The sequence below is a fragment of the Anaerotaenia torta genome (assembly GCF_050433395.1).
Taxonomy (GTDB): domain Bacteria; phylum Bacillota; class Clostridia; order Lachnospirales; family Lachnospiraceae; genus Mobilitalea; species Mobilitalea torta.
Genome location: NZ_JBNPXH010000011.1, coordinates 162,412 through 177,626 on the forward strand (window position 1 = coordinate 162,412; position 15,215 = coordinate 177,626).

Here is a 15,215-nt window from a genome sequence, read left to right on the forward strand (position 1 = left end):
GATATGTTAAATTACGGCGTTGACCCTTTGTATGGCGATGCCCAGAACGGGCTGGGGTACCGGGTGCTGTCAGCACAAAAGCTTCCCTATGAGCAGTTTAACGGAGGATATGCTTCCCACCTGGGATTGGACCCGAATTACTTTAGAGCGGATACCAAAGAAAGCAAGGGGATGGAATTTAAGACAAAGGTGTTAAATCCCCTGTTCTTCGGAACGAAGGAAGAAAGAATAGCGCCCTTTTATCTATATGTAAATGTTACGACGCCCGATACCCTGAGAAAGGTATTAGAAAATCCAGGGAAATATGCGCCCAGCGGAGTTTATATCATGCGCATCCATGGCACCTTTGTAAATTTCCTGGATCTTTCCCCTGAGATACAGGAGGATATTATTAAAAGATTGGATTTGCAGTCCACCATTTGCTAGGCATGAGGAGATCAAGGATGAAAAGTATTGACAAAGATGCGGAGATAGAATACAGGCCGTATATCGGGGATACCTATCTGATGGTTGGCGCTCCTTTATGCGGCGGCGCAGCTTATGAGCTGTTAAAGAATTTTTATAGGAAGGTATTGGAGCTGTTTCGGTGTGAGATACCTGAAAATATGTATGAGGTTATGAATCAGGCGGCAGATAGTGTTTATAACACGAAGAATCCCATTGTGGCGGATACCCGGTTTAACGGTACAAGATCAGATCCCAGGAAACGGGGAAGGATAGAACAGTTGGATGCCGATAATTTTACCCCGGAAGACTTAACTCTGGGAATGCTTCAAGGAATGTGCCGTGAGCTTTACGAGCTCTATCAAAAGGCTCCCAAAGAGGATCAGGGAGCAAGGGTACTGATTGGAAGCGGGAACGGAATTCGGAAGAACCCGGTTCTGCAAAAGGTGATCGAGGATATATTCGGAAAGGATTTGCATATCCCGATCTTTGGAGAGGAAGCCTCCTGCGGTGCGGCATTATACTCCTTATATAGCAGCGGTCATTTTCATTCTATAGGAGAGGTACAAAAGAAAGTACGGACGAAGAGAGGATTGAAATTATGATTCAGTATACGGAACAACCGGTATTTTTTGAAAGAAACAGAGTCTGGCGTGTTTATAAGGGCGGATACCTGTTGGGAGATTTCCTTGGAGATAAAAAGGAAGATACGAATTATCCGGAGGAGTGGATTGCTTCCACTGTGAAAGCCTTAAATGAAAAGAGTGCCGGAGATAACGAAGGATTAAGCTTTATCAAAGGGACGAATATTACATTAAAAGAATTGATACAAGCTTATCCGGCAGAGACTCTGGGGAACTCCCGGAGCCTGGAGATACTGGTAAAATACCTGGACAGCGCCATACGGCTGCCCTTGCAGGCTCACCCGGACCGGGCATTTTCCGAGAAGTATTTTAACAGCTCCTATGGAAAGACGGAGATGTGGCTGATATTAGCCACCAGGGAAGATGCCAGCATTTGCTTTGGGTTTAAAGATAAGCTCACGAAGGAAAGATTTTCAGAGATTATAGAGGAATCTAAAACGGACAAAAGCATCATGGATAAATATCTGAACAGGGTTGCGGTGAACGCGGGAGATGTATTTCTGATTCCCGCCAAGGCGGTCCATGCCATAGGATACGGCTGTCTGATCTTAGAGGTGCAGGAGCCTACGGATTTTACGGTTCAGCCGGAGTATTGGTGCGGAGATCATCTTCTGAGCCGGAAGGAGATGTATCTGGATTTGGAAAAGGACGCGGCGCTGGATTGCTTTGATTACTCGATATATGGCGAGGAGTGTATCGCACTTTCTAAAAGGGAACCCCGTCTTGTATTTAAAAATGATGAATATAGCAAGGAAGCATTGATCACCAAGGAAGATACGCCATGCTTTTCTGTGGAGAAGTATTATGTTTCAAAATCCTTGCTTCTGGAATGCGCCCCGGCTATCTACGTTGTAGCAGGCGGTACAGGGATATTGGAAGGCAAGGGCTATCAGGAAAAGGTGAAGAAAGGCGATTATTTCTTCCTGCCTAAGAATGCCTTGGGGAACATAAAAGTGGCGGCAGACAGTGGCTGTCAGTTGGAAATAGTGGCATGTATTCCGCCTGACAGAGGATAACTGAATGGAGGATGCTACTGTTCAGAGGGTGACAGGGCGGAGGGCATGGTGCTCCCTCACACGCAGGATGGAAGACACATAATCGGATTTGTATGCCCTAACCGTACAGGTATGTTCGTTTATGGCATACAAATCCAATCACATGTCTTCCATACAGTGCATTACGGGAGCACCATGTCCTCCACCCTGTCACCCTCTGAACAGTAACTGGAGGATGGCCGGATAGAGAAGGGCTGGATGGAGAAGGGGTGGACAGAGAATAACCTGCCGGAGTATAATTAGACAGAGAAGGATTGGTCAGAACGGATTGGATAAAGAGTAATTGGAAGGAGAAAATCGGTATGGATTATCAGATAAAAAATGACTTCCTCATGATTACGGTGAGCAGCAGGGGAGGCGAGCTACAGTCCGTCAGGGATAAGAATGGGACAGAGTATCTATGGCAGGGGGATAAGGCATATTGGAGCGGGCGCGCGCCTCATTTGTTTCCTTATATCGGCAGGCTCACAGAAGGAAAATATAAAGCGGACAACCAGGTCTATACCATGAATAAGCATGGATTTATAAGAACGGCAGAACTTCAGATAGAAATTCTGCAGGAAAACAGAATGGTTCTGCGCATGGATGCGGATGAGAAAACAAAGGAACAATATCCCTATGATTTCATCTGTCGTATATGCTATGAGCTGGAAGAACATACTCTGTCAATCACGTATCAGGTTGAGAATCATGGAGATAGGGATATGTTTTTTGGAATTGGAGGTCATCCGGGATTTTGTGTCCCCTTAGAGAAGGATTTGAGCTTTGAAGATTATTATCTTGAATTTACAACACCTTGTAATCCCACCCAAATCGGTTTTTCCGAAGAGTGCTTTTTGAATGGAGAAGATGTGGAGTACCCACTGGAAAAGGGGGCATTAATAAGGCTGAAGCACAGTCTGTTTGATGATGATGCAATTGTGCTCAAGGATATGAGCAGGGAGATCGTGCTGAAGTCGGACCGTGGGAATAGAGGTGTGACAGTATCCTATCCGGATATGGATTATCTGGGAATCTGGCACCAGCCTAAAACAGATGCACCCTATGTCTGTATTGAGCCGTGGGCTTCTCTTCCATCCAGACAGGGGCTGATAGAAAGCTTAGAAACCCAGCCTTCTCTGATTTCACTGGCGGTTGGAAAGAAATATTGCAACCGTTGGAGCATTGCATTCAATTAGCGGGGCATGTCAAACAAATATGTTATTTATTTCGAGACAATTCTCTCGTCCAATATCAAATAGGATAGGGGCTGCTTTTGTTTGACTAAAATAAGGGAGGTGAGTATAATAAAAACAGGATGGTTTTCTGTGCCTGACACCGTTTGCTGACGGCAAGTCCTCACTTCCCTGCCCATGTTTATTAAGAAGGAGCCTGCGATGAAAAAAGTCCATATCGTATCATTAATTATTCTTGTTATAGCTGCAGTATATCTTGTATTTAGATTGAATAGCTTAAGCATTGCTTTAAGGGTTGCCGGATATCCTCATGGGATAGCTAAGACGTTAGAACGAGGCTTCAATGACAGCGGCAAAGAGTTTAGAATAGTAACAGCCAGAAAAGATGACGACTTAGCGCTGGTATGTATGGAAAAGAACAATATGGGATTTTGGAAGGTATTGTATACCGGTGGAATCACTTCCCCTGATATGCATCTTATTTCTATTGGCTGGATCAAAAATGCCGGTATAAGACGTTATGAAGTTGATGAAGATTTAGCATTCTCAAATGAGTGGCATAACCTCTATTACGGAAATAATGCTATCAAACGGATAGACATAGATCCTGGACAGCTGCCGCCGGGTGTAGCACTTAATATCCAGCAAGGCGGAAGGGATTTCATGATTCATCTCATTACATTTGAAGAACCGGAAGCTTTAAATCAAATTGACATACACTCCTTACTAATGGATACAAACTCAATCGAGGAATAAAAAATAAGGTGCCTGACACCGTTTCCCGCTTTAATACCTCCTGCCAGTTCTCTTATGCAGGAAGGGCAGTATCTGCCGTATTTGATGGAACAGCCGCACCGTTCGCATTTCAGATAATAGTGGCTTCCTTCAGGATATCGGCTTATTTTCTATTATTTATTAGCTTTTCTAAATCTTTTACCAATCCGGTGGAAAAGGCGTCAGAAATTGATGTGAACCGTATATTTGAACGTTTCTATAACGGACATATGTCAACGAGAAAGACCACCGGGTTGGGGTTATCCATTGTAAACGTACTCACAGAACAGATGGGCGGGAGCGCAAGCGCACCTTTGCAGGGGAATGAGCTTACAATACAGGTGGAACTGCCAAGGTATTAAGGAACATGAAAAGATTACAATTCAACGGTTAATTAAGTCGTATTGCCTTATAGGCAGGGATGGACGGCAATATAAACTGATTGTATTTTATACCATTAGATGGTAATATATAAAAAATTAACAATATATCAAAGCGATAACAGGAGGGTAGAGCATGTATAAGTTTCCTAAGAATCTGTACACCGATATTCGTATTGAGACGGTATTCCAGACTAATATTACTCTTGAGAATTTTGAGCTGAAACAGAATAAAGTGAAGAAAGATACCGGGGCAATGATTCGTGTTTTTGATGGAAGGCGCTGGTATTACAGCGTAACGACCGATATGGATCATCTGCAGGAGGAGATTGACCGGCTGGCGGTCATGGCACTGCCAAATTCTGGAATCAGCAATCATCCGGTGATAGAGAAGCTGGAGGTTAATCAGGAGAAGCAGCTTAATTATGTATTGAATGATGTTTCCCTTATTGATAATTCCCGTAAATATGAGCTGCTGCAAACCTACATACCGGTGATTAGGGAATTTGAGCAAATTCAGATATCTAAGCTTTACTACCTTGATAAGCATACGGTGAAGCACATCATCTCCAGTAAGGGAACGGATGTGATGTTTGATTCTCAGTTCTGCTGTATCGCAGCCAGGTACATGTTCCAAATTGACGGTAACCCGTGCCGCGGTTCGGAAAATATTTATCATATGAGCTTTGAGGAGCTGGAAGGGAAACAGGATAAGCTTCGGTGTACGATCCGAAAGGATCTTGCCTATTATGAAGCCGCGGTGCCGGTAGCTCCAGGGGTGTATACCTGCGTATTATCCCCGGAGGTAACGGGAGTATTTGCCCATGAAAGCTTTGGGCATAAGAGCGAAGCAGATTTCATGATCGGTGATGAGACGATGAAACAGGAATGGGCAATGGGCAAACAGGTAGGCGCCCCTCTGTTAAGTATCATCGATACCGGTCTGCCGGAGGGCTCCGGTTATGTTCCCTTCGATGATGAAGGCTGCAGGGCAAAGAAAAATTATATCATTAAAAACGGAATTCTCACAGGCAGATTACACAGCTCGGTGACTGCAGCTGACCTGGAGGAAGCACCCACCGGAAATGCCAGGGCTATGAATTTCGAATATGAACCGATTGTACGCATGACGACCACTTATATTGATTGCGGAACCCTGACGAAGGAGGAGCTGATTGCAGGAGTGTCTGACGGCCTTTATATCGATTCCCTGTTTCACGGTTCCGGTATGACTACCTTTACCATAGCGCCTCAGAGGGCCTATCGGATCAGGGGTGGTAAAATCGCGGAACCGGTGAAAATATCGGTCATTACCGGCAATGTCATGAAAACGCTGGGGGAGATCGACGGAGTATCGGATAAGGTGGAACTGTTTGCGTTTGCGCTGGGCGGCTGCGGCAAGATGGAGCAATATCCTCTGCCGGTGGGCTTTGGCGGGCCTTATATCCGTGTTAACGGAATCAATGTTCAATAAATGGATGCAAATAGGATCAACTGAGAAGAAAGGATACGTTGGGAACAACGTTTGGTTATTTTATGATAAAAGAATTATACAAGGAAATTATCAGTGAAATATCAATCAATGTTACGGGCACCAGGATCGATTCCATCCGAAAGAAGAATTTGACGAAATGCGGATGCCGCGTCTATGATAACGGATACATCGGTATTGCAGGCTGCTATGGTGAGCCGACCCGGGAAACCTGGAGCCAGGCAGTGAAAAATCTGTCCGATCAGACGCCATACCCTTACGAGCCGGAAAAAGACAAACAGAGAATCAGAGATTTAAGACAATTTGATATATCAGAAGAAGAATACATACGGGATATGGAGAGGCTTTTAGACATACTGCGAGAGGAATATCCTCAGTTCCTTCTGAGCAATAAGATGTCATTAACGGAGACTTATGTTTCATTAACCAATGATGCCGGATTAAACTATGTGAATTATGATAAGACAATTGATGCGGGACTTTTGGTAAAGCATAAGGATTCCGTGAATGTCATTGACTCCTGCATTACGTATATCAGCAGAGAATATAATTTGGATGCGATGCTTAAGGAAGCAAGAAGCGCCCTGGACGGATACCTGGCAAAATGTACGCTTCCATCGGAAAGGATGCCTGTCATCCTATTGCAGGATGAGATGCTTGGTAAATTTACAGAATCCCTAAATGGGGAAGCGATAGGAAGAGGCATCTCTCTTTTTCAGGATAAGCGGAAGATGAAGGTCTTTCATGAAGAGTTCAGTCTATGCCAAAACCGGAGTGAGGATCAGTATCATGTCCCGTTCTTTGATATGGAAGGAACGGTCTCGGAAGGGGATCGGTTCACCCTAATAGAAAATGGCATAATAAAGGACGCATTCACCGATAAAAAGAATTCTCAGGCGTTTTCCTTACCTTTAACAGGTGCGGCAGGCGGCCAATATGATGATGTGCCTTCCTTAAGCAGTCCTTCTCTCAAGGCGGTGTATGGCAGCAGGACCCTGAAGGAGCTTCTGGGAGGAGAGCAGGCGGTTCTCGCGGTAATCATGTCCGGCGGTGATTACACCAACAGCGGTGACTTTGCTGCTCCGGTTCAGGACGCATATCTGACGGATGGAGAGAGAATTCTCGGAAGACTTCCGGAATTAAATATATCGGGTAATCTATATGACATGTTCGGAAAGGATTACCTCGGCTGCAGCGGGGATAAACCTTTTATGAGCAGCCATTTGCTGGCAATTCGGATGAAGGTTGGAGCCGCAGACTTTTGAACGTTCGTTATCAATTCTGGTCAAAAACCAATATAAGAAAGGATAAAGCAGATGAACTTAATTTATAAGGGAAAGACAAAGGATGTATATTTATTAGAAGATGAAACATGTTTATTAAAATTCAAGGATGATGTAACCGGTGAAAACGGAAAATTCGATCCGGGAGCCAATTCGGTTGGATTATCAGTGGAAGGTTCCGGTAAAGCAGGACTTAGACTTACAAAACATTTTTTTGAGAAGCTAAATCGTCTTGGAATACCAACTCATTACATCAGTGCGGATTTAGACAATGTTACAATGACAGTAAATAAAGCGGAAGCATTCGGAGAAGGACTGGAGGTTATTTGCCGTTACCGTGCAGTGGGAAGTTTCATAAGAAGGTATGGGAAATATGCCAAAGAAGGTCAGCCCCTTGACGCATTCATTGAATTCACCCTGAAGGATGATAACAGAAATGACCCCCCGATAACGGAAGATGCTCTTGATATGCTTGGGATTATTTCAAAAGCGGAGTGCCGGACCGTAAAGGATCTGACAAAGAAAATTGCAGGGATAGTGAAGGAGGATCTGGCTGAAAGAGGGATCGAATTATATGATATTAAGCTTGAGTTCGGCAGAGTCGGAGAGGACAAGCACATCGCATTAATTGATGAAATTTCCGGCGGAAATATGAGAGCTTATAAAGAAGGAAGATATATTGAGCCCTTAGAGCTGGAAGAATTAATGAGATAAGGAACATGGTATACAATTACAAGCGAGGGTGATAGATACCCCAATCAAAAGCATACAATAATTAGGGAGGAATTCTGTTTTATGGATTCCTTCCTATTTTTATGCTGTCTTCAACGGATTCCTGGTTAAGCTCCATCAGAGGATGATCCGGCTATAGGATAGCCCCTTAGACAAGTAAATACATAGTAATAATTTGTAATAAAATGTATAACAAGAGAAAATAAATGAATGAGTTTGAAAAAGTGAGATAATGACAGGATCTATATATTATTAGATGATTGCCCAACAGGAATATTTGCATTAGCAAGATACAAAAAAATATGGAAACATAATATAATGTTAACAGAAATGCCAGTTATAAATATTCAAATTACCATACCGTATTATGCAGCCGGTATAAGTACTTTGAATGAAATGAAAACATTACTGTAAAAGTTGGAAAGATATTGGCGGATACTTAGTAAGTATCAGCCCATTATTAATGTCTTTTTCCATATAGCCTGGCCAGTTGAAATATATTTTCTTAGTTGAAAGAACAGCAATAGAGCAGAAATATTAAATATTAGCCGTGTATAGAATTACATAAGCGTTATAGTTTTCCAATTGTCTCTATAAATGATGAATTAAGAGGGAGTGTATATGAAAACAGCTTTGGTGATCGATGATATAAAAGGCAACAGAATTTTCATGGTGAAATGCTTGGAAGAAGAAGGTTATCAGGTGATTTCTGTTAGTAATGGAATGGATGCCATGGCTAATATCAAAAAACATCCATTTGATATCATTTTCCTTGATATGAAGCTGCCGGGAATGAGTGGGATGAGTATACTGAAGTGGATCAAGGAAAATCAGTTTCAGATTCCAATCGCAGTGGTTACTGCATACGGGACCGTTAATAATGCGGTAGAGTGCTTAAATCATGGAGTGATTGCATATATCCGAAAGCCTCTTTCAGCGGAAAGGTTTAAAAGGCATATTGCCGAAATTAATGAGAAGCTGAAGAATGGAGAGTGGACTGCTCCTATTGAGAGTCTGGCTAAGATAACCGTTGATCATGAACATGAATATGAATACGCTCCGGCAAAAAAGCTTACCGATGACATGATTTTTGATCAATCGAAGCAGATATTAGATAACCAGCTTCTAACAAGTTTATTTGATATTATACCTAATACGGTTTTAATACTGAATAAGGAAAGACAAATCCTCTACTCCAATTCCTATTTTCTTGAGTTAATTGGATTGAGCAATGATAAACCGGTGGGACTACGCCCTGGTAAAGTGCTAAACTGTATCCATGCATATGAAAATACAAACGGTTGCGGGACTACGGAATGCTGCAGTGTCTGCGGCGCGGTACAGGCTATTATTCAGGCACAGAAAACGAAGGGCAGGGTGCAGAAGGAGTGCCTTATGAATTATAAATCCGGAGGAATGGTATTGAGCAGGGAATTGCAGATCATTGTAACCTCCGCAGAGAATATACAGAAAGGTGCGACGATTTTTATTGCGAAGGATATTAGCAATGATAAATTAAGAACTAACATGGAACGGTTATTTTTCCATGATCTGCTGAATACTTCCGGTTCCATTAAGGGATTAGCCGAGTATGCAGAAAAAATTGATCAAATGGACGAGATACAAAAATATATGGGATATATTAATAATTCAACAGATTATATGATAGATGAGATAAATGCACAGAAATTATTGCTGTCAGCCGAAAACGACGAATTGTCTCTTACGGTCTCTCAGTTTTCTTTGAATGAAATAATATATTCTATCATGAGATACTTTGAGGACGCAGAGTTTCATTTTGAAAGCAGTGGGGAGGTAAAAGTAATTAGTGACAGGGTGCTTGTATACCGGGTTATCATGAATATGATTAAAAACGCGGTGGAGGCTGACAGGAGAATAATAACGATTAACCTGGATGCGAAAGAGGAACATGTAGAAGTATCGGTTCATAATTATGGCTTCCTGTCAAAGGAGATACAATTGCAGGTATTTAAAAAATTCTTTACGACAAAGGGGAGCGGGCGTGGGATAGGTACCTATGGAATGAAATTAATCGGGGAAGGTTTTTTAAAGGGAAAGGTGTGGTTTGACAGCGATCCTGCTTCAGGAACCAGATTTACGTTTCAAATACCGCATGTTTTAAGTTCGTCCTAAATTTTATGGAAAGGAGTGGATAAGAGTGTACATAGCCCGGCAGGCGATATTTAACCGTTCCTTAAAGGTTTATGGATATGAACTGCTATTTCGGGGAGGAATGCAATCCGCAGCATTTGACGGAGTATCCTCGGTCCAGGCTTCTGCGTCTGTATTGGGAGGTTTGTTTGAGAACGGAATTCATCAGATTGTGGACGATAAAATAGCTTTTGTAAATTTCGACAATGAACTGATTCAATCAGGCACAATTGAATTGATTGAACCCGGCAGATTAATTGTCGAGGTCCTGGAAGATACCTATGTTGATCTTGAGTTGATTCAAAGACTTTTAATTCTGAAAGAAAAAGGGTATAAAATCGCTCTTGATGATTTTGAGGAAAGCCGTAGTACATATGCTTTGGCACAAGAACATATCCGCATCCATAATACAATAGATGAGTTTCTATATAAAGAGGAATTGTTAAATCTAAAAAAAGAATTTTACGGTTATTACAGCAAGAAGATTGAGGAATATCTAATGGGGGATTTCGTAGATATTAAGACCATTGGAAGCAGGATAGTTTGTATCAATGATCACGTGGTGTACGGAGAGAAAAAAACTTTCAAGGGAGGGAATTACATAAAAGCTCCAACGGCGCCGCGTTATCTGCAATTTTTCCCGGAACAGGATCCGGAATTATATGATAAATATGAAGAAACGATGCAAAAGGCCCTGATATCCGCTAAAAAATCAAATACTACGAAAGATACTCTAAATCATTTAGAACTGTCCATTCTTCCTGATCCGGCTAATATATTGGACGGCAACGGGGATAAAGTGATCAAGGAAATTAGCTTCTATGTATGGAAGAAGATACAGCTGAATTTTGAACAGAGCAAAGATCAATGGCTTATATTGGGGAAAATTTATGAATGCTATATGGAGGGGCATCGGCTGAAAATGGCGGAAGGGTCAGCCAAGAAGAAAATAGAACATAGAGAATTACAAATGCAATGGGCAAGAAAAGCTGTCAATGCCTTGCGAATCAGAGCGGAGCTGCATGGCGATTATGATGATTGGTATGATATATATCAATTTTACCACAAGCGAGCCGGTGCTGCCGTCAATGAGAAAGAAAAATTGGATTGGATTAAATTGGCCTATGAATTGGATTTAGAAATAGTGTATAGAGTACACAATGATGCGGACAGGATAGGAAGACATTTTACAGGGCTGCTCGATTATCTTGACAAGGACGAGAATTATTTCGCATTATGTATCCGGAACGAGAAAAGCATAGCGGATAGGTATCTTGAGGAGCTTAAGGAGCTGTACAATCAACATCGTCAGTACAGGTATCTGGACTTTGCATTTAAAATAGCAAAGGTGGCGGGAAATTGTGAGCTGTACTTAAGAAAATTCTTAAAAGTATTGCTGCAGTGGGAAATGGTTAAGCTGATCAGAAATATTCTGGATTTATTGTTCGAAGAAAAATACAGCGTCGCACAATTGTTTTACGATGATAGCGTGAAGCATATCGATTCCATTCCCCGGATACTTAACCTTACCCATGAGTTAATGGAAGGCTTGGGATCAGAAAAGGCAGATAGATTTAAACGCATCCTAACCCTGTTAGAATTTTATCCAAATGCAACCTATAGAGTTAATATTGAAAAAGGGTCGGATGAAACCTCCATGTTAGAGGAGGTCATGGACTTACAGTTCGTCATAAATTATTATGCGGCTACGAAGGAGCTGATAGGGGAACTGGACTGCTCCTCTATTCAGCGTGCACTATATTTGATGTATCAGGAGCTTTACTCCCGCACGATGAAAGAAGAATATCTAAAGAAAATGTTTGACGCATTGGAAGTGTATGCAGTAGAAACGGAGAATCTGCCATTTCTTTATAAAGGAATTACTCTGCGCTATCGCCATGAAACATTAAATTCATATACGGTTTCCATCATAGAGAAGGGAAAGCTCTCCCCGGAGATAACGGATAAACTAAAAAAATATCAAGACCGGTTAGAAAATTTAAAGATCAGTTATGGCAGTACACAAAGCGAGTTTTTTCAAGAATTATGCGATTTAACGATATATTATTCAGAGAAGGACATTGTAGTCAAGCTGAAAGCGTTTATAAAAAAATATATCCTGAGCGGCAGAAATAAAATGACAGAAGACCTGCGGGATTATTTTATGTCCTTTAAAATGATAGGGAAGGTATGGCTTCAATTGTACCGGGAAGAGAATGAGGAGGCAATCAAAAAGAGCTTCCCTGCCCGTTATACCATAGGGTTTGATTCCGTGAACAGGGTGATTCATATGCTGGAAGACAGCAATAAAAGGAATCAATCGCTGTTGAACCTGGATATCTTGGGCGAATGTGTATCTTATTCAAAAGAATGGGATAACCCTCATATGGTGCGGCTGGTGGAGGACTATCTGGAGAATAACGAAGCATACAGCGAGGAAGGAGTGGTAATGTTACATCACTTCTTTGCGCTGATGGCAAAAGGGAATGAGGATACTCTTTATCGGGTGATCGATAAGATTAATGAACATCATCAATATAAAGGGAAGCAAGGTATTGATTTATTAGAGAAGCTTTATGAAAAGACAGAGGATACGAATTACTTAAAAGGATTAGCCAGGCAGTATGCAAAAGCCGGCAGCTATGAGATGGCAGAAGCATGTTATAAGGAGCTTTCAGAAAACATGGTGAATAATCCCAAGGTTAAAACTCAGATACTGGCGATGTCCTTCCTGATTTGGGTAAAAAATAAGGAAGAAATAAAAATATCTGAAATGGAGAAGCTCGGTGAAAAGCAAGTATGCGAGGTACTGGCCTACCTCTCCCAAAAATATCCGCATGAGATCTCCGGGGTAATGAATCGGATGGATGAAGAGGGAAGAAATTTACTTGGCTTTATACATCAATTAATGTCCCTTGAAGAGAAGGCGGGAGCGTTTAGAGATGCCTATGAAGAAGAGGTGGAAGAAAATTTATGGAAAGCATTATTGACATTAAAAGATACCAGATATTTTTCTTGCTTGCTTCCGAATCTGTATCAGCGGAGCAGAAATAAAAAATTCAAGTATTCCATAGAAAATCCAAAGGATGATGGCCTGAAAACCAGAATCCGGCGTATTCTGGAAGAGGGTAATCATAAACCCATACTTGTGTTATATGGGGATGGCATGAAGCCTGGGCAAGAACTGATTTTTATGGATTATGACCTGCCGGCTGAGAATGCCGATAGAAATGCGTCAAAAGAGAAGAATAGCATCCCCTTTCTGCAAAAGGTGATGGATGATTTTCACACCACAAAAGAGGTTAGGCCCATATCGGATTTGTTCCATCAATTAGAGGGAGAGAAGTCTGCTCACAGACGGAAAGATATATTGCTTCATATTTTGACCAATCAATCCGATAGATCGGAAGAGACCGAAAGAGATGCCGCGCTGCCAAGAAAGCTGCAGTTATCGAAGGCAGAATTGGGATATCTGTTACACTTGGAGAGGTTCGGGAAAAAGGATTATGAGATAAGTGTGAGAATGCTCCATGAAGGCACGGTCTGCTTGGGAAGCAGCAAAGCAGACTGCAATTATTTACTGGAAGAGATGAGGGAACAGTATTGTAAGGTGCTGGAGGCGATTCCGGAATTACCGTTTGACAAAGGATTAGAGTATCTTTCTCTTATCATGGATGGTATAGATAAGATAATTAAGCTTTTTAATGAGAACTGGAATAATTCGAGGAATGTTTTTCTGAGAGATATTTCACCCCGCAGGAAGAGAAATACCCTCATTATAATTTGCCGGATGGGCATAGAAGTATTACAATCACATCGGATTTAATTGTAGAAGACGGCAGGCTGCCGGACCAATTTACCATGGGAATATCCCAGATAAAAATCTTGTACTTCTCTACGGGATTTGGTTTTTTGATTTATCAGATTGACCATTCGGAAGACGGGATAGAGGCCATAACCAATAAAAGCTTCGCTCTGTTACGTGCCTTAGTGCCGGACAGAAAATCAAGTAAAAAGGTAAAGCTATCTGTTTCGTTGTCCAGTGGGGAAGGGGATGAATCGGCAGAGCAGGAATTGAACCTGGCGGATATCACCAGCCATTTATTAGAGATCGAAGGTGACCAGGGCCAGATTGAGCTGTTTCCGAATTCGTGTAAAAACCAATGCTATATGTATCATCGGATCCAATTAAGTGAGCCAGTCTCTGAGGACGTGCTGAAGCGTGAGCTGAGGTATCTGCGTGAGGGCTTTCACACCAGTTTCTACATGCGGGAAGAGCAGGAGGACGGCTTATTTGATTTTAAATGGAAACAAAGCAGAAATCTTTACTGGGTGGGTTCTATGAAGGGAGTGGTTTCTCTGTCCTATTGTATCCCCGGTGAGAATAATTATTTTGTAACCAAGCAATATTGCAATTATGTGCGAAATGACTATTTTCTGCTTTACATGATATTGCTGCACCAGCGGCAGGCCCTGCTGTTTTATAATTATATGGCAGTAAAAAATCAGAAACGAATGAAGGTGCTGAACCGGATAAAGAAAGAATTGATACGCTTCCGCATTCGTTTTGCATATAAGACTGTATCGGATGAGCACTCCTATCAGAGATTTTACAACGGCATGTATGAGTGCCTGTCTCTGGATACTCTCAATTCTGATATCCAGGATGTGATTGACCGGGTGACGGAAGATCAGGATCTGTCCAATGAAAAAAGAATGAATGCTGCCTTGGCTTTAATTGCTATGTTCAGTGTTTTCTCTGCCCTTGCGGATGGCATAGGATTTGCAGACCGGATGATGGGAAGCGCGTGCTTCAGTGCGCTTCATTGGACTACGTTTATATCAGTCGGCTTTATTGTACTAGTGGTGATTGGTAATACAGTGATAGGAAAATTGTTTAAAAAGTAATAAGCGATCAAGGCAAATTAACGATTGGTTTCCCGCAGATCGAGGGAACTGAACAAGGAAAAAATTGTTTTTCGTTAAATAGGTAGAAATCATTGCTGGAATGTGGTAGAGTTAACTTGTTTGCTGTTTCACGACGAAAAATTGACATAAAAATAA

The 15,215-nt window shown here is 41.8% G+C and carries 12 protein-coding genes; all 12 read left to right on the forward strand.

Annotated features, from left to right (window positions below; genetic code table 11):
* Positions 1–3 precede the first annotated feature (3 nt).
* The 12 genes from HNQ56_RS17670 (at position 4) to HNQ56_RS17725 (ending at position 15,059) form a co-directional block, all read left to right on the forward strand.
* On the forward strand, positions 4–426 hold the full coding sequence (locus HNQ56_RS17670; RefSeq protein WP_429148945.1) for a hypothetical protein: 423 nt from the start codon (positions 4–6) through the stop codon (positions 424–426).
* A 17-nt stretch (positions 427–443) separates the two neighbouring features.
* On the forward strand, positions 444–1,049 hold the full coding sequence (locus HNQ56_RS17675) for an FGGY-family carbohydrate kinase (protein ID WP_429148947.1): 606 nt from the start codon (positions 444–446) through the stop codon (positions 1,047–1,049).
* The gene (locus HNQ56_RS17680) at positions 1,046–2,104 is read left to right on the forward strand and encodes a class I mannose-6-phosphate isomerase (RefSeq protein ID WP_429148949.1); all 1,059 of its coding nucleotides are present in this window, start codon (positions 1,046–1,048) and stop codon (positions 2,102–2,104) included. The genes HNQ56_RS17675 and HNQ56_RS17680 overlap by 4 nt, the downstream gene beginning before the upstream one ends.
* A gap of 341 nt (positions 2,105–2,445) precedes the next feature.
* The gene (locus HNQ56_RS17685; protein WP_429148950.1) at positions 2,446–3,321 is read left to right on the forward strand and encodes an aldose 1-epimerase family protein; all 876 of its coding nucleotides are present in this window, start codon (positions 2,446–2,448) and stop codon (positions 3,319–3,321) included.
* 198 nt (positions 3,322–3,519) lie between these two features.
* Complete coding sequence (locus HNQ56_RS17690) at positions 3,520–4,074, forward strand: hypothetical protein (protein WP_429148952.1); 555 nt, start codon at positions 3,520–3,522, stop codon at positions 4,072–4,074.
* A gap of 212 nt (positions 4,075–4,286) precedes the next feature.
* Entirely contained in the window at positions 4,287–4,454 is a 168-nt protein-coding gene (locus HNQ56_RS17695) for an ATP-binding protein (RefSeq protein ID WP_429148953.1), read from the forward strand.
* Positions 4,455–4,608: 154 nt separating this feature from the next.
* On the forward strand, positions 4,609–5,946 hold the full coding sequence (locus tag HNQ56_RS17700) for a TldD/PmbA family protein (protein ID WP_429148955.1): 1,338 nt from the start codon (positions 4,609–4,611) through the stop codon (positions 5,944–5,946).
* 62 nt (positions 5,947–6,008) lie between these two features.
* A complete protein-coding gene (locus HNQ56_RS17705) occupies positions 6,009–7,229 on the forward strand; it encodes a metallopeptidase TldD-related protein (RefSeq protein WP_429148957.1) in 1,221 nt (406 codons plus the stop codon).
* A gap of 51 nt (positions 7,230–7,280) precedes the next feature.
* Positions 7,281–7,961 carry a phosphoribosylaminoimidazolesuccinocarboxamide synthase gene (locus HNQ56_RS17710; RefSeq protein WP_429148959.1) on the forward strand — a complete coding sequence of 227 codons (681 nt, stop codon included), beginning with the start codon at positions 7,281–7,283 and terminating at the stop codon, positions 7,959–7,961.
* A 639-nt stretch (positions 7,962–8,600) separates the two neighbouring features.
* Entirely contained in the window at positions 8,601–10,133 is a 1,533-nt protein-coding gene (locus HNQ56_RS17715; RefSeq protein WP_429148961.1) for a sensor histidine kinase, read from the forward strand.
* A 25-nt stretch (positions 10,134–10,158) separates the two neighbouring features.
* The gene (locus HNQ56_RS17720; protein ID WP_429148962.1) at positions 10,159–13,977 is read left to right on the forward strand and encodes a YuxH family protein; all 3,819 of its coding nucleotides are present in this window, start codon (positions 10,159–10,161) and stop codon (positions 13,975–13,977) included.
* Positions 13,935–15,059 (forward strand): hypothetical protein, encoded by a 1,125-nt coding sequence (locus tag HNQ56_RS17725; protein WP_429148964.1) that lies wholly within the window; start codon positions 13,935–13,937, stop codon positions 15,057–15,059. The genes HNQ56_RS17720 and HNQ56_RS17725 overlap by 43 nt, the downstream gene beginning before the upstream one ends.
* The last annotated feature ends 156 nt before the right edge of the window (positions 15,060–15,215 follow it).